Raw genomic sequence first — 19,923 nt, 5'->3', positions numbered from 1 at the left:
ATCGTCAGCCCGTCCGGAGAGTCCGCAGGATCCCGGTGAGGTAGCCGAGCCTGGCGATCTCCGACGCCCGGAAAGACGGCCCACCCGGTCTGCCCACGACGAGAACGTGGCCAGCCGGCAGCGGCGCCGCCGCGAGGGCGGTGTCCATGGCGGACCATTCCGCCGGCACCGTGTCGTCGTCGTCAACGAGCGCGACCGCACGCTCCAACCCGCGCAGGGCGTCGACCCGGCCGCTCTCCCACTGGGGAGCGGCCTCGCCGCGCGCCACCAGGTGAGAGGCGTCGCCGGAGACGTCGACGACCAGCGCCCATCCGACACGCAGGGCATTGGGCAGTTCGTCGGCGATCAGCTGCGCGGCACCCGCGCCGGCGCCCGCCACCGCGTCGACCAACTCGAGCTCGCGGTGAGCGTCGAGGATCCCGCTGAACGGGCGCAGGGAATCCACCATCACCCCGTCGAGGTTCTCGGCCGCGGTGATGAGGGTGTCCGGGAACGTCGCGTGTGGCACGTCCACCACGATGTCGTCCACCGCGACACCGTCGAACCGGTCCACCACGTCGAGGCTGATGATGTCCGCGCCCACCGAACCCAGGGCCACCGCGAGGGATCCCAGGCTTCCCGGTCGGTCGGGGAGCAGGACGCGAAGCAGATAAGACATATACCCATTGTGCCGCACCGATCCGGGCTGACTAGGCTGGCCCGGTACCGACCACGTCACGGAAAGGGGCAGGCACGTGACCTCGATCTCACGCGGTGATGTCGCGCATCTCGCCAGGTTGTCACGTCTGGAGCTCAGCGAATCCGAGTTGGATTCCTTCGCGCAGCAGCTCACCGACATCCTCGGCCACGTGCAGGCCGTCTCCGAGGTCGCCGCGGACGACGTCCCGGCGATGAGCCATCCCACCGCGATCGCCAACGTGTACCGGGAGGACGTCGTCACCCCCGGGCTGACGCCGGACCAGGCGCTCGACCAGGCGCCGGCCGCCGACCAGCAACGCTTCGAGGTTCCGCAGATCCTGGGAGAGGACGCATGACCGAGCTCACCACCGCCACCGCCGCCGACCTGGCGGGCCGGATCGCCGCGCGGGAGGTGTCCTCGGAGGAGGTCACCCGTGCGCACCTCGACCAGATCGAGAAGGTCGACGGCGAGATCAACGCCTTCCTCCACGTCGGCGCCGACGCCGCGCTGGACGCGGCCCGTGCCGTTGACGCGCGCCTCGCGGCCGGCGAGGAACTCGGCCCGCTGGCCGGCGTTCCGCTCGCCCTCAAAGACGTCTTCACCACCACCGACGCGCCCACCACGTGCGGATCGAAGATGCTCGAAGGCTACATGTCGCCCTACGACGCGACGGTGACGGCAAGGCTCCGCGAGGCCGGGATCCCGATCCTGGGCAAGACGAACATGGACGAGTTCGCGATGGGGTCCTCCACGGAGAACTCCGCGTACGGCCCGACACGGAACCCGTGGGACCGGTCGCGGACCGCGGGCGGCTCTGGCGGTGGCTCCGCCGCGGCGCTCGCCTCGCACCAGGCGCCGCTGGCCATCGGAACCGACACCGGCGGATCCATCCGTCAGCCCGCCGCACTCACCGCCACCGTCGGCGTCAAGCCCACCTATGGCACGGTCTCGCGCTACGGGCTCGTGGCCTGCGCCTCGTCGCTCGACCAGGGCGGTCCCTGTGGACGCACCGTCGAGGACACTGCGCTGCTGCACCAGGTGATCGCCGGGCACGATCCGCGCGACTCGACCAGCCTGGACGTGCAGATCCCTGACATTGTCGCCGCATCGCGTGCCGGCGCCACCGGAGACCTCAAGGGAGTCCGGGTGGGGGTCGTGCGGGAGTTCGCCGGGGACGGCTACCAGTCCGGGGTGGAGGAATCGTTCCGCACCGCCGTGGAGACGCTTCAGGGTCTCGGCGCCGAGGTGGTCGAGGTCTCGTGCCCGAACTTCGTCTACGCACTGCCCGCGTACTACCTCATCCTCCCGTCCGAGGTCTCCAGCAACCTCGCCCGCTTCGACGCCATGCGGTACGGACTGCGGACGGGCGACGGATCGGCCGACCAGGTCATGGCCGCGAGCCGTGAGGCGGGGCTGGGCCCCGAGGTCAAGCGCCGCATCATCCTGGGGACCTACGCCCTGTCGGCCGGCTACTACGACGCCTTCTACGGCCAGGCGCAGAAGGTCCGCACGCTCATCGCCCGCGACTTCGACGCCGCATACGAGAAGGTCGACGTGTTGGTGTCACCCACGACGCCCACCACCGCGTTCCCGCTGGGGGACAAGGTGGAGGACCCGGTCGCGATGTACCAGTTCGACCTGTGCACGCTCCCGTTGAACCTGGCCGGTCACTGCGGCATGTCCGTGCCTTCCGGCCTGGTCGACGGCCTGCCCGCTGGCCTCCAGATCATGGCGCCGGCGCTGGCTGACGACCGCCTGTACCGCGTCGGTGCCGCCTATGAGGCCGCGAGGGGCGCGATCGCGTGACCACTGTCCCCGAGCGGGACGCGTGGAAGGCGATGGCGGCTCTGGTCATCGGGTTCTTCATGATCCTGGTCGACCAGACGATCGTCGCCGTGGCCACCGAGGCGTTCGTCACCCAGCTGGGCGCCACCACCAACCAGGTCATCTGGGTGACGAGTGCGTACCTGCTCGCCTACGTGGTGCCCCTGCTGTTCACCGGGCGGCTCGGGGACCAGATCGGTCCCCGGACCGTGGCGATCGCCGGACTGGTCGTGTTCACCGCCGCATCGCTGTGGTGTGGGCTCGCGCCGAACGTCGAGACCCTCATCGTGGCGAGGGTGTTCCAGGGTTTCGGCGCCGCTCTGCTCACTCCGCAGTCCCTCAGCGTCATCACCCGGGTGTTCGCTCCCGAGCGCCGTGGCGCGGCGATGGGCGCGTGGGGTGCCGTCGCGGGTATCGCGTCGGTCGTGGGGCCGGTCGCCGGAGGAGTGCTCATCGACACTCTCGACTGGCGATGGATCTTCTTCGTCAACATCCCGTTCGGGATCCTCGCGGTGGTGCTGGTCTGGCTGTGGGTGCCGCAGATGGACACGCGTGGCCACTCATACGACGTGCCGGGGATCCTGCTGTCCGCCGTGGGAATGTTCGGCCTCGTGTACGGCATCCAACAGGGCGAGTCGCACGGGTGGGGCGGGACCACGATCGCGCTGATCATGGCCGGCGCCCTCTCGCTCGTCGCGTTCCTGTGGTGGCAGTCCCGGGTCCGGACCGAGCCCCTGGTCCCGCTGCGACTGTTCCGGGACCGCAACTTCTCTATCGGCAACTTCAGTGTGTCGACGGTGGGGTTCGTCACCGCCGGCACGATGGTCCCGCTGATGTTCTATCTCCAGGGCGTCAAGGGGCTCAGCCCCACCGCCGCGGGCCTGATGCTGCTCCCGATGGCCCTGGTCGCCGGGGTGCTGGCGCCGGTGGTCGGCCGGCTCGCCGATCGCCTCGATCCCCGGATCTTCACCAGCATCGGATACTTCTCGTACGCCGTGGCGCTCTTCTGGCTCGCCCTGGTAATGGACTCGGAGACCTCGCTGCTCGTCCTGACGGGGCCGATCATCCTGACGGGCGTGGCGAACGGCTGCGTGTGGGCACCCACGTCTTCCACTGCGATGCGGCAGCTGGACCTGGCGTCGGCGGGCGCGGGCTCGGGTGTCTACAACACGACCCGTCAGGTCGGCGCGGTGTTCGGCTCCGCCGCGATCGGGGCGTTGATGCAGGCACGGCTGGTCGCCCACGGGGACGTGGGCCAGGCCGTCGCCGACGCGATGTTCCTTCCGGCCGTGGTGGTGTTGCTCGGCGGTCTGGCCACGATGTTCTTCCGTACCGGTGAACACTCGGTGAGCCCGGCACGCTGACCCCGGGGTCGCCCTAGACTGCCCTGGGGGAGACCGAGAGGAGCTGCAACGTGCGCATTGGCGTTCTCACCGCCGGTGGCGACTGCCCCGGCCTCAACGCGGTCATCCGTGCGCTGGTCCGTACGGCCCGGGCCGAGTACGACTCGCCGGTCCTGGGTTTCCAGGACGGGTGGTCCGGGTTGGTGGACGACCGTGCGGTGCCGTTGTACGACGACGAGGAGATCGACCGCATCCTGTTACGCGGTGGCACGATCCTCGGTACGGGCCGACTCAACCCGGAGATCTTGCGGGCGAGCCTGCCGCAGATCCGCGCGACGCTGGAGCGGCATTCGCTGGACGCGCTCGTGGCGATCGGCGGCGACGGGACGCTCAAGGCCGCCCGGTGGCTGACCGAGAACGGTATTCCTGTCGTGGGGGTGCCCAAGACCATCGACAACGACGTGAACGGGACCGATTTCACCTTCGGTTTCGACACCGCGGTCTCCATCGCCGCCGACGCGATCGACCGTCTGCACACCACCGCAGAGTCGCACGAACGCGTGATGCTGGTGGAGGTCATGGGCAGGCACGCCGGATGGATCGCACTGCACGCAGGACTCGCGTCGGGTGCGCACATGATCGTGATCCCGGAGCAGCCGTTCGACATCGACTACGTCTGCAAGGTCATGAAGCGTCGCTTCCAGATGGGGGAGGCGTACGGGATCTGCGTGGTCGCCGAGGGCGCCACCCCCGCGGCGGGGACGGGGATGACGCTGCGGCAGGGCGGGACGGACCAGTTCGGCCACGAGGTCTTCACGGGGGTGGCGGATCAGATGGCCACCGCGATTGCCGAGCGGATGGACCGGGACGTGCGGACGACAGTGCTGGGGCACATCCAACGGGGCGGCACCCCCACCGCGTACGACCGGGTGCTGGCGACCCGCTTCGGCGTGCACGCGGCGCACGCAGTCCACCGGGGCGATTTCGGTCAGATCGTCGCGCTGCGCGGTGAGTCGATCGAGATGGTGCCGGTAGAGGACGCGGTGTCGGTGCTCAAGACCGTTCCCACCGACCGCTATCGCGAGGCCGCCTGCCTCTTCGGCTAGATTGTTCGGCATGGAGTTCTCCGAGGTCGTGTCACGTTTCGATCCCGTCATGGGCATGGAGGTGCACGTCGAGCTGCACACCGCCACCAAGATGTTCTGTGGCTGCCCCACCACGTTCGGTGCCGAGCCCAACACCCAGGTGTGTCCGGTGTGCATCGGCCTGCCGGGCGCGTTGCCGGTGGTTAACCGTCAGGCGGTGGAGTGGGCCATGAAGATCGGCCTGGCCCTGAACTGCTCGATCGCGCCGTCGAGCCGGTTCGCGCGGAAGAACTACTACTACCCGGACCAGCCGAAGAACTACCAGATCTCGCAGTATGACGAGCCGATCGCACACGACGGGTTCCTGGACGTCGAGCTGGAGGACGGCACCACCTGGCGCGTGGACATCGAGCGCGCGCACATGGAAGAGGACACCGGTAAATCCACCCACGTGGGGTCGGCGTCTGGCCGCATCCACGGTGCCACGCACTCGCTCCTGGACTTCAACCGTGCCGGCGTCCCGTTGATCGAGATCGTGTCCAAGCCGATCGTCGGGGCGGGGGAGCGTGCGCCGGAGATCGCGCGCGCCTACGTCTCCGCCCTACGGGATCTGCTCAAGAGCCTGGACGTGTCCGACGTCCGTATGGACCAGGGGTCGATGCGCTGCGACGCCAACGTCTCGCTCATGCCCAAGGGCAGCACCGAGTTCGGTACGCGCACCGAGACGAAGAACGTCAACTCACTGCGCAGTGTCGAGGTGGCGGTCCGCTACGAGATGTGCCGCCAGGCCGACGTCCTCACCGAGGGCGGCGAGGTGGTGCTGGAGACCCGCCACTTCCAGGAGGGCGACGGCACCACGACCGCCGGCCGGCCAAAGGAGTCCGCAGAGGACTACCGCTACTTCCCCGAGCCGGACCTGGCTCCCGTCGAACCGTCCGAGGAGCTCGTCGAGCAGATCCGGGCGACGCTGCCCGAGCTGCCGTGGGTTCGTCGTGCGCGGGTCCAGGCCGAGTGGGGCGTCTCGGATGAGGAGATGCGCGATCTCGTCAACGCAGGTGCGCTGGATCTGATCCTGGCCACCGTGGACGCGGGCGCGGCGCCGGCCGAGGCGCGGTCCTGGTGGGTGTCGTACCTGTCCCAGCAGGCCAACAAACGCGGCGTGGACCTGTCCGCGCTCGCGATCACCCCTGCCCAGGTCAGCCGCGTGATCGAGCTGGTCTCCGAGGGCAAGCTCACCAACAAGCTGGGCCGCCAGGTGGTCGACGCGGTGCTCGACGGTGAGGGTGAGCCGGACCAGATCGTCGTGGACAAGGGCCTCGAGGTGGTCCGTGATGATTCGGCGCTCCAGACCGCGGTGGACGAGGCGCTCGCCGCGCAGCCCGACATCGCCGACAAGATCCGTTCGGGCAAGGTCCAGGCCGCCGGCGCGATCGTCGGTGCGGTCATGAAGGCCACCCGAGGCCAGGCCGATCCGGCACGCGTCAAGGAACTGGTGATCGCCGCCTGCAGTTAGGGCGCCTCGACCAGATCGTCGGACCGTGCGACCGGCCTGCGAGTCCTTCCCACGCGACCGGCCCGCGGGACACCTCAGGTCCGTGCGTCGCCGCCGCCACCCGCCGACTCGGGCAGGATGACGGCACGGTCGTCAGTGGCCACAGGTGCGCCACCGTCCTTGTTGGTGGTGCCGGCGAGCAGGAGCCCGTCGGCGATCATGGTGAGACCGGTGAGGCGACCGTATTCGCCCTGAGCGAGTTGGTCCGGCTGCCCGAGTGCGGCGCCGTCCGCGGTCTGGACGGTGTCGACCCGCTCGGCATCGGGGAGGGCGATCGCCAGACTGTCCGGTCCGGCGGCGCAGCCACCGGCCGCCTGCTGGTCGGGCCAGGTCCAGACGACGCGATCAGGAGTGCGCAGTGACGCGCCGCGGTCGGACACCGTCGACAGGAAGACGTCGTCGTCATGAGTGCACAGCCCGCGGATGCGGCCGAGTCCCTCGGCGACGACCTCGGGATCGGCCGCCCGGCCGATTCCGTTGAACCCGGGGAAGCGGACCAGACGCTCGCCCGCGCCGACGGTGAGGACCTCGTCGACAAAGGCGAGACCACCGGATTCGGCCGGCGGGAGCTCGGCGACGGTTCGCGGTGAGTCACCACGCGCGAGCCGCTCGACGCGTGTCGGCCCGTCACCCACGACGAGGGCGTAGACGAGACGGTCCTCGGCGAAATCAGGGGACGGGGCGACGGAGACGACCCGGCCACCGCGGGGATCGATCCGGCCGAAATCCTCCGGAGGTGCATCCGGGGAGACGAGTTTGATGCCACCGGAGGACTCCGCGAGAAGTGCCTTGTCGCCGAGGCCCGCCACCGAGACCGCCGGTTCGAGGCAGGTAGCGATGACCGCCGGGTCGGGATCGACACACGGACCCGTCTCCTCCTCGGGTTCGGGGGCTCCAGAAGAAGAGGTGGGCGGGGGAGCGGGCGACGAGGGTGGGGCGGACGGGGGAGCGCCGGCCATGCCCGGTCCCGGCGCGGGCGTGAACGGGTCGTCCAACCTGTCATCGAACCGCGCACATCCGGACACAGCCAGAGCCAGCGCCAGGAGCACGGTGATCGATCTCATGACGACTAGCGTACGGCCCGCCGTGTCCCCGGGCGCGCCGGGCGGCGGCGGCTTACAGTCGATGAGTGACTTCCTCAAAGCCCGGAGACGACGCCCGTACCGAGATCATCCACGACGTCGACTACCCGTTGGACGTCCCCGCCGCATCCGGGACGAACAGTGGTGACACGGCCACCACCGCGTTCCCGCCTGCCGGATCCACCGACTATTCGCAGTTCTCCGAAGCCGGAGGCTACGACATGTCGGCGCCGCTCCCGTTCGGCGACCAGCCCACCACCATCGAACCCGAGTCGCGACAGACCGTCGGGCCTCGTGGAACCACGGATTTCGGGCTGTTCCTCCTCCGCGTCACCGTGGGCGTCCTCCTGACGCTGCGTGGACTACAGAAGCTGTTCGGGCTGTTCAACGGTCCCGGAATCGACGGGACGACGCAGCTGCTCACGGAGGCCGGCTTCGACCAGGCCCGGGTCCTCGCCGTGGCCGGCGGAGCGATCGAGCTCGTGACCGGGGTGATGCTCATCATCGGCCTCGCGACGCCGATCGCGGTGTCCGCACTCCTCGGCTTGGTCGGACTGAACATCGCCATCACGCTGACCGGCGACTCGACAGTGCCGCTGTTGGGGGAGGAGACCCGCGGACTGGAGCCGTCCGTCCTCTACGCGGCCGCCTTGTTCTCGCTCCTGTTCACCGGACCCGGTCGCTGGTCCGTCGATCGCAAGTGGGGCTGGTCGCACCGTCCCCGTTTCAGCGGCATCGTGTGGCTCGTGATCGCCGCCGTGGTGGCGGGAGCCGTCTGGTACTTCCTCAACGGCACCAATCCGCTGATGGGTACCGGCGACAGTGCCCCGGTGACCGCGGGCTGATCGGCCCGCGGTCGGACGCGGGACGTCTAGTCGGGCAGGATCCGGACCGCGCCCTTGTCGGCCGACGAGGCCATCGAGGCGTAGGCGCGGAGCGCTCCGGAGACCTTCCGGTCGCGCTTCTCGGGGCGCCACGGGAGAGGGCCCTTCTCCTCGCGACGGCGCGCCAGCTCGTCGTCGTCGACATCCACCGAGATGGACCGCGTGGCCACGTCGATCGTCACCACGTCGCCGTCCCGGATCAGGCCGATGGGGCCGCCTGAGGCGGCCTCCGGCGCGATGTGGCCGATCGACAGGCCCGAGGAACCACCGGAGAAGCGGCCATCGGTGATGAGCGCGCACTTCTTGCCCAGCCCGGCGCCCTTGATGAACGCCGTCGGGTGCAGCATCTCCTGCATGCCCGGACCACCCGCCGGGCCCTCGTAGAGCACCACCAGGACCTCACCGGGCTGCAGCGTCTTGTCGAGGATCACCGACACGGCCTCCTCCTGGGACTCCACCACGCGGGCCGGGCCGCTGAAGTGGAAGCTGTCCTCGGAGACACCGGCGGTCTTGAACACCGAGCCGTTCGGGGCGATGTTGCCGCGCAGGACGGCCAGTCCGCCCTCGGCGGTCGCGGGATGCTCGACGGAATGGATGCAGCCGTTGACCGCGTCGGTGTCGAGCGACTCCCAGCGGTTATCCGTCGAGAACGGCTCCGTGGTGCGGACACCACCGGGTGCCGCGTGGAAGAGCTCGATTGCAGTCTCCGTGGCGGTGCCGCTCCGGATGTCCCAGTCCGCGATGTACTGCTCGAGGCTGGGTGAGTGGACCGAATGCACGTCGGACTCCAAGAGACCGCCGCGGTACAGCTCGCCCAGGATCGCCGGGATCCCGCCGGCGCGGTGGACGTGCTCCATGTAGTAGTCCGAGTTGGGCGCGACCTTGGCCAGGCACGGAACGCGGCGGGAGATCTCCTCGATGTCGTGGAGATCGAAATCGACCTCGCCCTCCTGGGCGGCGGCGAGGATGTGCAGCACCGTGTTGGTGGACCCGCCCATCGCCACGTCGAGGGTCATGGCGTTGGTGAACGCGGACTTGGTGGCGATCGACCGCGGCAGGACGGACTCGTCGTCGTCCTTGTAGTAGCGCGTGGCCAGGTCGACGATCGTCCGGCCGGCCTCGGCGAAGAGTTCGCGGCGCGCACTGTGGGTGGCCAGAGTCGAGCCGTTGCCCGGAAGCGACAGACCCAGCGCCTCGGTGAGGCAGTTCATCGAGTTGGCGGTGAACATGCCAGAGCAGGATCCGCACGTGGGGCAGGCGGAGCGCTCGATCTGATCCAGATCCTTGTCGCCGATCGCCGAGTTGGCGGACGCTGAGATCGCGGTGATGAGGTCCGACCCGGCCTTGACCACACCGTCCACGACCACCGAGAACCCGGACTCCATCGGGCCTCCGGAGACGAAGACCGTCGGGATGTTCAGGCGCATCGCGGCGTTGAGCATGCCCGGCGTGATCTTGTCGCAGTTCGAGATGCAGACCAGCGCGTCGGCGGTGTGGGCGTTGACCATGTATTCCACGGAGTCGGCGATGATCTCGCGGCTCGGCAGGGAGTACAGCATTCCGGCGTGGCCCATCGCGATGCCGTCGTCGACCGCGATGGTGTGAAACTCGCGTGCCACTCCGCCGGCGGCGGCGATCTGCTCGGCGACGATCTCGCCCACGTTCTTCAGGTGCACGTGGCCGGGGACGAACTGGGTGTAGGAGTTCGCGATCGCGATGATCGGCTTCCCGAAGTCAGAGTCCGTCATGCCGGTCGCACGCCAGAGGGCTCTCGCCCCCGCGGCATTGCGTCCGGCGGTACTGGTTCGTGACCTCAAGGGCGGCATGGGACCTCGATCCGATTCGGTGAATGCAGGAACTGCGCACGGGGAAAGAGACGCGGCGCCGACCGTGAGATAGGTCGCGCGCATCTCGTCCCCCACACAATACGCTCCGTGGCGCAGCTACCCTTCTCACGGTCGGCAGTCGCTGTCGCTACACAAGAAGGAAATGGGGGCCCACATGACCGACTCGGGACACCGCGGGGGTTTTCGCGAGTTCGCCTCGCATTCAGCCGGGGCCGTGGCACTCGTCTGTGGGCTGTTCTTCCTCCTGTCGTTCATGTATCTCGGTGGTACCGCCGATCCCCAGTCGCACGCGCGGTCCATCCCCGTGGCGGTGGTGAACGAGGACGACGGGGCGACTCTGCAGACCCCCGTCGGACCGCGCACCCTCGACATCGGCGGTCAGGTGAGCGCCGGCCTGCTCCAGAACAATGACTGGAGAAAGGTCGATCTCCAGTTCGTCGACATGGCGGAGGCGGACCGCGGGCTGCGCGAGGGCGAGTACTTCGGCACGGTGCGGATGCCACCGGAGCTGAGCCAGCGGGTCGTGGACCTGGTGGAGGCCACCGCGACGGAGGCGGGAGAGAGCGGTGAGGCGCCGGACCGTGCGGTGATCGAGTTGCAGTCCTCGCCCCGCGTGTCCATCACCTCGAGTCAGGTGATGGGCACCGTCGCCGACCGTTTGGGTGAGTCCCTCCACGAGAAGATGGGCTCGACCCTGCTCTCGGACGCCTCGCTACTGGCGGAGGCGGAGGGGAGGACGATCAGCGGCGGGTCGGCACTGGCACTGGAGTACCCGGTCCATGTTGACCTGAGTACGTGGAACGACCTGCCGGAGGGCGTGTCCAACGCCTCGTTGCCGATGTTCTACTCCCTCATCATGGTGCTCGCGGGATTCACCGGGGCGATGATCATCTCGAACCTGCTGGACGCCCGGCTCGGGTTCATGCCCCTGGAGATCGGACCGCTCGTTCTACACGTCCACGTGGCCCCGTTCGGTCGCGTCCAGACCCTGCTGCGGAAGTGGGCGATCACCGCGATCACCGCACCGTTGGTGTCGGGTCTGAGTCTGCTGGTGGCCCGGATCGTCGGAATCACCGGCTACGACACGTGGGACATGTTCTGGTTCTCGTGCCTGGTGATCATCGCAGTGGGGGTCTGTGCGCACTCGATCATCGCGGCCATCGGTAACGCGGGGCTGCTCGTCAACCTGGTCGTGTTCGTCGTGCTGGGCATCCCGACCTCCGGGGGTGCCACTCCCACGCAGATGCTGCCGTCGGTCTTCGTCCAGATCGGCGCACTGCAACCGATGCACCAGGCGTACCTTGGGCTGCGGTCGATCATGTTCTTCGACTCGAACTGGATTAGTGGACTGGGGCACGCGGTCTGGGTGCTCGTTGGATGGGGAGTCGCCGGTGTCATCCTCGGTCTCGTGGTGACCAACTGGTACGAGCGGTTGGGTCTGCGTCGACAGATGGTCGCTGACCGTGTGCCCGCCAACGCGGGGGTCGGCCAGGTTCTCGCGCCGCTCGGCGGTCCGCGGCGAGGTGCGGTTGAGCGCACCGCCGCCGAGGCCTCCGTTGAGGACAGTGGCCGCGGCGTGGGTCAAGAGGGGTCAGCTGTCGCCGGGGGCGGGCGCGCTGTACGGGTCGCGGATCCGTCCCCGGCTGGCGGCCGAGAGCCGGGGGAGGTCGTGGAAGGAGACGCCACCCATCGCCAGTGACTCGTCACCGGTCGTGACGAGCTTGGCGAAGCCACGCTTGGGAAACATGACGCCCTTCACCTCGTCCCACGGGACGACGCGACGCCTGCGCCAGCTGCTGAGGTGCACGCCGTCGTCGTCCAGACGGGTCGAGGTACGGGCGACCCACCAGCCGAAGGCGAGAGGGAGGAGCACGAGCCAGCCCAGTGCCGCGGGATAGACGGCGACCGGCCACAGGATCGCGAGGAGGAAGATCGCGATCACGATGTACGACATGGGATTGACCCGGAACAGTGCACGGTCGCGAGGGGTGGACTCGGGCACGGGGGCTTTAAATGGGGCGCTCATGATGCCTACGAGTCTCGCACGGTCCACATGGTGGGATCGCTCCACCGCGAATTGACGCTGCTGACCGCCGCCACATAGTCTGGTCCGCATGAACTCTTGGAACGGTCTCGTACTCGGCCGGCGCGTCGGCGCCTGAGCCGTTACCTGGCTTCTCGACGACGCGCACCCTCGCCGGCCCCGTGGCCGTCGGGGGTTTTTTGTTGCCGGGTACCCGCGGGCCGACCGGGCCGCGGAGGGCGACAATCCATTGCTCCACGACCAGCATGAAGGATAGTTGAAGTGAGCGCACCAACGGCACAACCCGGACCTCGTCCGGGCACAGAGCAGAAGGCCCGGTCCTCGGCCCCTGAGAAGATGACGGGCGCCCAGGCGGTCGTCCGGTCTCTCGAGGAGATCGGTACAGACGTGGTCTTCGGGATCCCCGGCGGGGCCATCCTGCCGGTCTACGACCCTCTCTACGACTCGGCCAAGGTCCGGCACGTTCTCGTGCGTCACGAGCAGGGTGCGGGCCACGCCGCGACGGGTTACGCGCAGGCCACCGGCAGGGTCGGCGTGTGCATGGCCACCTCGGGCCCCGGGGCGACCAACCTGGTCACCCCGCTGGCCGACGCGCAGATGGACTCCGTCCCCGTGGTGGCCATCACCGGTCAGGTCGGCACGGCCCTCATCGGGACCGACGGCTTCCAGGAGGCCGACATCTCCGGCATCACGATGCCGATCACCAAGCACAATTTCCTCGTCTCGCACGGTGACGACATCCCCCGCACGATCGCCGAGGCGTTCCACATCGCGCAGTCCGGTCGACCGGGCGCCGTGCTGGTGGACATCCCCAAGGACGTCCTGCAGGCCGAGATGACGTTCTCGTGGCCGCCGGAGATGAAGCTGCCCGGATACCGCCCGGTGACCAAGCCCCACGGGAAGCAGATCCGTGAGGCCGCCCGGATGATCACGAAGGCCGAGCGCCCGGTGCTCTACGTCGGTGGTGGCACCATCAAGGCCGACGCGTCGGCCGAGCTCCTCGAACTGGCCGAGCTCACGGGGATCCCGGTCGTCACCACGCTGATGGCGCGCGGCGCGTTCCCGGATTCGCACACCCTGCACTACGGCATGCCCGGGATGCACGGTGCCGTGGCCGCGGTGGCCGCACTGCAGCGCTCGGACCTGCTCGTCACTCTGGGTGCGCGGTTCGACGACCGGGTGACCGGTCGCCTGGACACCTTCGCGCCGGATGCCAAGGTCATTCACGCGGACATCGATCCGGCCGAGATCGGCAAGAACCGCGCCGTGGACGTGCCGATCGTCGGCGACATCAAGGAGGTGCTGGTCGAGCTCGTCCAGACTCTCCGTGAGCAGGGCGAGTCCGGTTCCCTCAAGGCTCCCGCCGAGTGGGTCGCCCAGCTCGACGAGATCCGCGACGAGTACCCGTTGGGTTACGCTCCGCAGTCCGACGACTCGCTGTCCCCGGAGTACGTGATCGAGCGGCTCAGCGCGGCCGCCGGACCCGATGCGATCTACTGCGCGGGCGTCGGCCAGCACCAGATGTGGGCGGCCCAGTTCGTCAAGTACGAGAAGCCGCGCACCTGGCTGAACTCGGGTGGTCTCGGCACGATGGGCTACTCGGTTCCCGCCGCGATGGGCGCCAAGTTCGGACGTCCCGAGGCCGAGGTCTGGTCGATCGACGGCGACGGCTGCTTCCAGATGACCAACCAGGAGCTCGCCACCTGCGCGATCGAGGGTGCCCCCATCAAGGTCGCCCTGATCAACAACGGGAACCTGGGTATGGTCCGGCAGTGGCAGACGCTGTTCTACGATGAGCGCTACTCGCAGACCGACCTGTCGACGCACACCAAGCACATCCCGGATTTCGTCAAGCTCGGTGAGGCCCTCGGCTGCGTGGCACTGCGCTGTGAGCGGGCCGAGGACGTCGACGCCGTGATCGCCCAGGCGCGGGAGATCAATGACCGTCCGGTCCTCATCGACTTCATCGTGGGCAAGGACGCCCAGGTGTGGCCGATGGTCGCCGCCGGCACGTCCAACGACGAGATCATGGCGGCCCGGGACATCCGGCCGCTGTTCGACGACGAAGACTCCGCGGCGGACGAGCCCGCGGACATCCACGAGGCGACCGCGCGCATCGACGCCGCGGTGGTCGCCGCCCAGGAGGAGGACCAGTGACCGCTCGCTCCCACACCCTGAGCGTGCTGGTGGAGGACAAGCCGGGCGTGCTTGCGCGCGTGGCCTCGCTCTTCTCCCGGCGCGGGTTCAACATCGAGTCGCTCGCGGTGGGACCCACCGAGACCGACGGACTGTCCCGCATGACCATCGTCGTCAACGTCGAGGACTTCCCGCTCGAGCAGGTGACCAAGCAGCTCAACAAGCTGGTCAACGTCATCAAGATCGTCGAGCAGGACCCGGCCGGGTCGGTCTCGCGCGAGCTCACCCTGATCAAGGTCCGCGCCGACGCGACGAACCGCGGTCAGATCGTCGAGATCGCGAGCCTGTTCCGCGCCCACGTCGTGGACGTGGCCCCGGAGTCGGTCATCCTCGAGGCGACCGGTACCCCCGACAAGCTCGACGCGCTCCTGCGGATGCTCGACGGCTACGGTATCCGCGAGATCGTGCAGTCCGGCATGGTCGCGCTGGGACGCGGCCCCAAGTCCATCAACACCACTCGATAGTCTCGAGTACACACCAACTGAGAAGGGAATCCACCATGGCAGTGGAGATGTTCTACGACGACGCGGCCGACCTGTCGCTCATCCAGGGCCGCAAGGTCGCCGTTATCGGCTACGGCTCGCAGGGCCACGCGCATTCGCTGAGCCTGCGTGATTCCGGTGTCGAGGTCGTCATCGGTCTGCGCGAGGGTTCCAAGTCCCGCGCGAAGGCCGAGGAGGCCGGCCTCAAGGTCATGACCGCGGCAGAGGCGTCCGCCTGGGCCGACGTCATCATGCTCCTGGCCCCCGACACCTCGCAGGCCCAGATCTTCACCGAGGACATCGAGCCCAACCTCAAGGACGGCGACGCGCTGTTCTTCGGCCACGGCCTGAACATCCACTTCGAACTCATCAAGCCGGCCGAGAACATCACTATCGCGATGGTCGCCCCCAAGGGCCCCGGTCACCTGGTGCGTCGTCAGTTCGTCGACGGCAAGGGCGTCCCGGCCCTCATCGCCGTGGAGCAGGACCCGAAGGGCGAGGGCGAGGCGCTCGCGCTCTCGTATGCAAAGGCCATCGGTGGCACCCGCGCCGGCGTCATCAAGACCACCTTCAAGGAGGAGACCGAGACCGACCTGTTCGGTGAGCAGGCCGTCCTCTGTGGTGGTACCGAGGAGCTCGTCAAGACGGGCTTCGAGGTCATGGTCGAGGCCGGTTACGCGCCGGAGATGGCGTACTTCGAGGTCCTCCACGAGCTCAAGCTCATCGTCGACCTGATGTACGAGGGCGGCATCGCCCGCATGAACTACTCGGTCTCCGACACCGCCGAGTTCGGTGGCTACCTCTCGGGCCCGCGCGTCATCGACGCCGGGACCAAGGAGCGCATGAAGGCCATCCTCGCCGACATCCAGAGCGGCGAGTTCACCCGTCGTCTCGTGGCCAACGTCGAGGGTGGCAACACCGAGCTCGAGGGCCTGCGCAAGCAGAACGCCGAGCACCCGATCGAGGTCACCGGCCAGAAGCTCCGCGATCTCATGAGCTGGGTCGACCGGCCGATCACGGAGACCGCCTGAGTGTTGCGGGGGCGATCACGGTGAGATGCCTGTAGCGTCCACCGGGATCTGATCCCGAGTGCTTGGAGGACCGTCGTGCGTCACATCAAACGAGGTGTGGGTGCGGCGGTCCTCGCCATTTCCCTGGCCTCGTCCACGGTTGCCTGCACCTCCGGCCCGTCAGGTGAGGGGTCAGGCGCCCGGGCGGCCGATGACCGGGGCACGCGCGTGGCCGTGGACGCGGACGGCTCGGGCGTGGAGGCCTCCGCGCTCCTGTTGGAGACCGCTCCCGTGGTCGTCGTGGCCGCCCCGGACGCGGCCGCACAGGCGCGTGCCGCGTCGGTGGCGGTGGGACTACGGGCGCCCATGTTGACCTCCGTGCCGGGCGGGGACGCGGAACTGGCCGGGGAGGTGACACGACTCGGCGCAGAGCGGGTTCTCAGGGTCGGGGCGGTCTCGTTCGACCCCGACGACGCCGACGTGGTCGACGCCCCCGAGGATCGCTCCGGGCTCGAGGAACTGACCGGGGTCTCGTTCGAGACCGAGGTGGACGTCCCCGCGTCCCGGATAGACGACACCACCGTCCATCTGAGTCCCGGTGCGCCGGCGCTGATGACGTCGGGCGGACCCACGTCGCGGGACACGGGCGCGGGCGCGGCCGAGCCGGCTGATTCCGAACCGTTCGAGACCGACGCGCCGGCCTGGGAAGGCGACCGGGCACCGACGGTTCTCGTGCACGACGGAACCCCCGTCGCCGCGATCGCCACCGCGGTGGCGATCGGTGGCGCCGTGTCGCATCTGCGTGCGCCGGACCCGCGGGTCGACGGGGGATCGGTGGAGGCCGTGCGGGACGCGGACATCGTCTATGCGCTGGGGCCGGACTGGGGGAGTGAAGACGAGGTCGCGGACCGGGTCGAGAAGGCGCGGACCGTCCCCGAGCTCCCCGGCGGTGGGCAGCTGGTGTTCCCGGGCCGGCGCTTCGTCGCGGCATACGGTTCGCCGATCACCCCGGCCCTCGGGATCCTCGGTGAGCAGGGACCGGAGGAGAGCGTGGCCCGGGTGCAGAGGTTGGTCGAGCAATACCAGCCGTACTCAGCGGAGCAGGTGGTTCCCGCCTTCGAGATCATCGGCACCGTCGCTTCCGGCGCGCCGGGTGACGACGGGAACTTCACCAATGAGTGGGGCCCGGAAGAGTTCGGACCGTTGGTCGACGCGATCACGGACGCCGGCGGCTACGCGGTGATCGACCTGCAGCCCGGAATGGCCGACATGGTCGACCAGGCCAGGATCTTCGAGGACCTGCTGAAGCGGCCGGGCGTGGGGCTCGCGCTGGATCCGGAGTGGAAGCTGGAGCCGGGGCAGCAGCCCGGGGCCCAGATCGGGTCGGTGGATGCCGAGGAGATCAATCGCGTTGTCGACTGGCTGGCTGATCTGACCAGGGAGTCGGGCGGACCCCAGAAGCTCCTGATCCTCCATCAGTTCAGCACGGCGATGATCTCGAACCGTGAACAGATCGACACCTCGCGGCCCGAGCTGGCCATCGCGCTGCACGCCGACGGCCACGGCACCCCGGACCTCAAACTGGGGACGTGGGATGCCCTGCGTTCAGGCCTGTCGCCCGACATCTGGTTGGCCTGGAAGAACTTCTACGACGAGGACACCCCCACCTTCACGCCGGAGCAGACGATGGCTGTCGAGCCCAGACCGTGGTTCGTCTCCTACCAGTGACCGGCTGAGCCGGGTGGGTCAGGCGCGGAGGATCCGCCGCGCCACGTGCTGACCGGCCATCCCGTGGACGCCGGGGCCGGGCGGGGTCGAACCGGAGGCGTGCCAGACGCCGGGGATCCCGGTGGCGAACGGATCCACGCGGGGGACGGGGCGGGCGATCAGCCCGCGTAGGTCCACCCGACCACCGGCGATGTCCCCGCCGAGCTGGTTCGCATTGTGCTCGGACATCCGGGAGGCCGGAGTGCAGTGCGTTGCCACCAGCACGTCGCGCACGCCCGGGGCGACGGCCTCCAGCGCGTCGAGCACCTGCTCGGTCTGATCCTGCTCCGAGAACGCCGGGACGTGGGCGTAGGACCAGAGCGGCCGGCGCCCGTCGTCGGCGATGCGGCCGGGGTCCGTGACCCAGGGCTGGGAGATCAGGATCATTGGCTTGTCGGCATGGCGGCCGGCCGACACCTCACGTTCGGCGAGCCGGATGGCGTCGGTATCGCCACCGAGATGAATTGTGCCCGCCTCGCGGAGCCGGGCATCTCGCCACGGCACCGGCCCGGAGAGAACGAGATCCACCTTGGCCGCCGCGCCACCCATGGGGACACGGTTGAGACGGCGGGCGCGTCGGGCCGTGGCAGGCGAGGGCGAGGACGCCAGCAGAATCGACCCCAGTCCGCGCGGCGAGGTGGTGAACACGACGTCCGGGGCGTCGAGTTCTGCCAGGCCGCCGATGCGGACGCCTGTCCGGATCTCCCCGCCGGCAGCGCACAGTGCGTCGGCGAGTGCGGCCGTGAGCGCGCCGCTCCCACCCGCCGGCAGGGCCCAGCCCAGGGGGGCGTGGAGGAGTGATCCGAGAACGAGGCCGGCCGCCGTGGCGGCCGGGGAGCCGAGCGGGGTGATGGCGTGGGCGGCGATCCCGGACATCAGCGTCCGCCCGTCGATGCCCAGTGAGTCCGGCAGCGCGCCCCGGGGGTGTGCGCGGACAAAGGCGCCGGCGAGGGCTGCGGTGGCGGCCGGGGGCGGGACGGAACGCTGGTCCGACAGCGCTGCGGCGGCCACCTCGACGGGCCGACGGGCGAGCGCGCCCATCAGAGACCACCACGCGGCTGCTTCCTGCACTGAGCCGAACCCGTCGGCGAGGGTATCCGGAGCGGGGTCGGTCGGCACGACGATCGCATCCCGGCCGGGCAGCGCGTGCGCCAGCTGCACCGGGGGAGTGACCATGTCGACACCGTGGGCGGCGAGGTCGAACTCGAGGAAGAACGGCGAGGCCCCGGCCATCGGATGGACTGCCGAGCACGGATCGACGACCAGCCCGTCCCAGTGACCTGACGACAGCGCCCGTTCCTTGTCGGCGCCGGAGAGCAGGTCGGGCAGAGGAATGGTGCGACAACCGCCGCCGAGGCTCTCCTGCTCCTCCAGCACGACGACCCGGCGACCGGATCGCGCGCACAGCAGCGCCGCGGCGAGACCGTTCGGGCCGGAGCCCACCACGGCGACGTCCGCGCGTATCCGGCCGGCCGCGCTCACCCGAACAGTTCCAGGCCGTAGCCACGGCGTAGCTCCTCCAGGAGGCTTTCCTGTGACCGGGCCTGGTCCGCGAGCGCGAGCAGTAGGCTCCGGACGTCGCCGGGGAGCATTGTGTTGTCGTCGTTGTCGTCGGGCCCGGGGGCGCGGGCGTCGACGACGGCGGCGTCAGCGGCGTCAGCCACCCACGACTCGGCGAGCAACTCCCACATCGACCTCTTCGCCACGACGAGGGTGCGCAGGCTCTCGAGCAGGCCGAGTCTGGTCAGCGGATCGCGCACGATCGGCCCCGCCGGGAGCGAGGCGAGGGCGATCGTCGCCGACGCCCGGACAATGCGGCGGCCCGGCGCTCCCACCGGCGAGATCCCCGTCAGCAGGCGCCCCGTCGTGGCTATCTCCCCCTCGAACTGGGCGCGGAGTGGCGCGAGCCGCTTCCTGTCCGCGGGATCGACCGCGCTGATGCACCGGTCGAGGATCGTGCGGCCCACCGCGGCGCCGTAGAGGTGCGCACGGAGATACATCGCCGTCGCCGACCGACCGCGTGTGGGGCGGAGGGCGGCGGCCCGCGACCCGGGGAACTGGTCGGGTCCGGACATCGAACGGTGTGAGCGGGCCATGGGGGCGACCTTCCAATCATCAGGAGAACACC

The 19,923-nt window shown here is 69.2% G+C and carries 17 protein-coding genes; 11 read left to right on the top strand and 6 right to left on the bottom strand.

All coding sequences use genetic code 11. The features are described from left to right. Positions 1-4 precede the first annotated feature (4 nt). Entirely contained in the window at positions 5-658 is a 654-nt protein-coding gene (locus OPF83_RS01760) for an amino acid-binding protein (protein WP_264885478.1), read from the bottom strand. 76 nt (positions 659-734) lie between these two features. Between OPF83_RS01760 and gatC the strand changes: the two genes are divergently transcribed. Genes gatC through gatB form a run of 5 tightly spaced genes read left to right on the top strand, consistent with a single transcriptional unit; the run spans position 735 to position 6,444 of the window. Continuing rightward, positions 735-1,034: an Asp-tRNA(Asn)/Glu-tRNA(Gln) amidotransferase subunit GatC gene (gene gatC / locus OPF83_RS01755; RefSeq protein WP_264885477.1), complete on the top strand. Its 300-nt coding sequence runs from the start codon at positions 735-737 to the stop codon at positions 1,032-1,034. Further along, the gene (gene gatA / locus OPF83_RS01750; RefSeq protein ID WP_264885476.1) at positions 1,031-2,485 is read left to right on the top strand and encodes an Asp-tRNA(Asn)/Glu-tRNA(Gln) amidotransferase subunit GatA; all 1,455 of its coding nucleotides are present in this window, start codon (positions 1,031-1,033) and stop codon (positions 2,483-2,485) included. The genes gatC and gatA overlap by 4 nt, the downstream gene beginning before the upstream one ends. Beyond that, a complete protein-coding gene (locus OPF83_RS01745) occupies positions 2,482-3,867 on the top strand; it encodes a DHA2 family efflux MFS transporter permease subunit (RefSeq protein WP_264885475.1) in 1,386 nt (461 codons plus the stop codon). Before gatA ends, OPF83_RS01745 begins: the two co-directional genes overlap by 4 nt. 50 nt (positions 3,868-3,917) lie before the next feature. Then, entirely contained in the window at positions 3,918-4,952 is a 1,035-nt protein-coding gene (locus tag OPF83_RS01740; protein WP_264885474.1) for an ATP-dependent 6-phosphofructokinase, read from the top strand. Positions 4,953-4,962: 10 nt separating this feature from the next. Continuing rightward, positions 4,963-6,444, top strand: coding sequence for an Asp-tRNA(Asn)/Glu-tRNA(Gln) amidotransferase subunit GatB (gene gatB, locus OPF83_RS01735; protein ID WP_264885473.1), 1,482 nt, complete (start codon positions 4,963-4,965; stop codon positions 6,442-6,444). 74 nt (positions 6,445-6,518) lie between these two features. Here gatB and OPF83_RS01730 read toward each other — a convergent pair whose 3' ends face one another. Beyond that, positions 6,519-7,547 carry an oxidoreductase gene (locus OPF83_RS01730; RefSeq protein ID WP_264885472.1) on the bottom strand — a complete coding sequence of 343 codons (1,029 nt, stop codon included), beginning with the start codon at positions 7,545-7,547 and terminating at the stop codon, positions 6,519-6,521. Positions 7,548-7,612: 65 nt separating this feature from the next. Here OPF83_RS01730 and OPF83_RS01725 point away from each other — a divergent pair, with 65 nt between their 5' ends. Then, the gene (locus OPF83_RS01725; RefSeq protein ID WP_264885471.1) at positions 7,613-8,410 is read left to right on the top strand and encodes a DoxX family protein; all 798 of its coding nucleotides are present in this window, start codon (positions 7,613-7,615) and stop codon (positions 8,408-8,410) included. Positions 8,411-8,436: 26 nt separating this feature from the next. Here OPF83_RS01725 and ilvD read toward each other — a convergent pair whose 3' ends face one another. Further along, on the bottom strand, positions 8,437-10,275 hold the full coding sequence (ilvD, locus tag OPF83_RS01720; RefSeq protein ID WP_264885470.1) for a dihydroxy-acid dehydratase: 1,839 nt from the start codon (positions 10,273-10,275) through the stop codon (positions 8,437-8,439). Positions 10,276-10,450: 175 nt separating this feature from the next. On the opposite strand from ilvD, the gene OPF83_RS01715 reads away from it, so the two are divergent. After that, a complete protein-coding gene (locus tag OPF83_RS01715) occupies positions 10,451-11,995 on the top strand; it encodes a YhgE/Pip domain-containing protein (RefSeq protein WP_264885469.1) in 1,545 nt (514 codons plus the stop codon). Here the strand turns inward: OPF83_RS01715 and OPF83_RS01710 are convergent. Further along, positions 11,888-12,322 (bottom strand): PH domain-containing protein, encoded by a 435-nt coding sequence (locus OPF83_RS01710; protein WP_264885468.1) that lies wholly within the window; start codon positions 12,320-12,322, stop codon positions 11,888-11,890. The two genes, OPF83_RS01715 and OPF83_RS01710, sit on opposite strands and share 108 nt — an antisense overlap. Positions 12,323-12,601: 279 nt before the next feature. Here OPF83_RS01710 and OPF83_RS01705 point away from each other — a divergent pair, with 279 nt between their 5' ends. The 4 genes from OPF83_RS01705 (at position 12,602) to OPF83_RS01690 (ending at position 17,756) form a co-directional block, all read left to right on the top strand. Then, positions 12,602-14,497, top strand: coding sequence for an acetolactate synthase large subunit (locus OPF83_RS01705; protein ID WP_264885467.1), 1,896 nt, complete (start codon positions 12,602-12,604; stop codon positions 14,495-14,497). Then, positions 14,494-15,000: an acetolactate synthase small subunit gene (ilvN, locus tag OPF83_RS01700; RefSeq protein WP_264885466.1), complete on the top strand. Its 507-nt coding sequence runs from the start codon at positions 14,494-14,496 to the stop codon at positions 14,998-15,000. The genes OPF83_RS01705 and ilvN overlap by 4 nt, the downstream gene beginning before the upstream one ends. Before the next feature lie 35 nt (positions 15,001-15,035). Further along, complete coding sequence (gene ilvC / locus OPF83_RS01695; RefSeq protein ID WP_264885465.1) at positions 15,036-16,049, top strand: ketol-acid reductoisomerase; 1,014 nt, start codon at positions 15,036-15,038, stop codon at positions 16,047-16,049. Positions 16,050-16,124: 75 nt separating this feature from the next. Beyond that, positions 16,125-17,756, top strand: a complete 1,632-nt coding sequence (locus OPF83_RS01690) for a hypothetical protein (RefSeq protein WP_264885464.1) — start codon at positions 16,125-16,127, stop codon at positions 17,754-17,756. Between the two features lie 18 nt (positions 17,757-17,774). Here OPF83_RS01690 and OPF83_RS01685 read toward each other — a convergent pair whose 3' ends face one another. Together OPF83_RS01685 and OPF83_RS01680 are read right to left on the bottom strand one after the other, a co-directional pair. Next, positions 17,775-19,277, bottom strand: a complete 1,503-nt coding sequence (locus OPF83_RS01685; RefSeq protein WP_264885463.1) for an NAD(P)/FAD-dependent oxidoreductase — start codon at positions 19,275-19,277, stop codon at positions 17,775-17,777. After that, a complete protein-coding gene (locus OPF83_RS01680) occupies positions 19,274-19,891 on the bottom strand; it encodes a hypothetical protein (RefSeq protein ID WP_264885462.1) in 618 nt (205 codons plus the stop codon). The genes OPF83_RS01685 and OPF83_RS01680 overlap by 4 nt, the downstream gene beginning before the upstream one ends. Positions 19,892-19,923: the final 32 nt, after the last annotated feature.

Origin of the sequence: Dietzia sp. NCCP-2495, from assembly GCF_026011735.1 — a bacterium.
Taxonomy (GTDB): domain Bacteria; phylum Actinomycetota; class Actinomycetes; order Mycobacteriales; family Mycobacteriaceae; genus Dietzia.
Note: the sequence above shows the minus strand (reverse complement) of the source record. Positions and strands in the feature narration are given on the sequence as shown.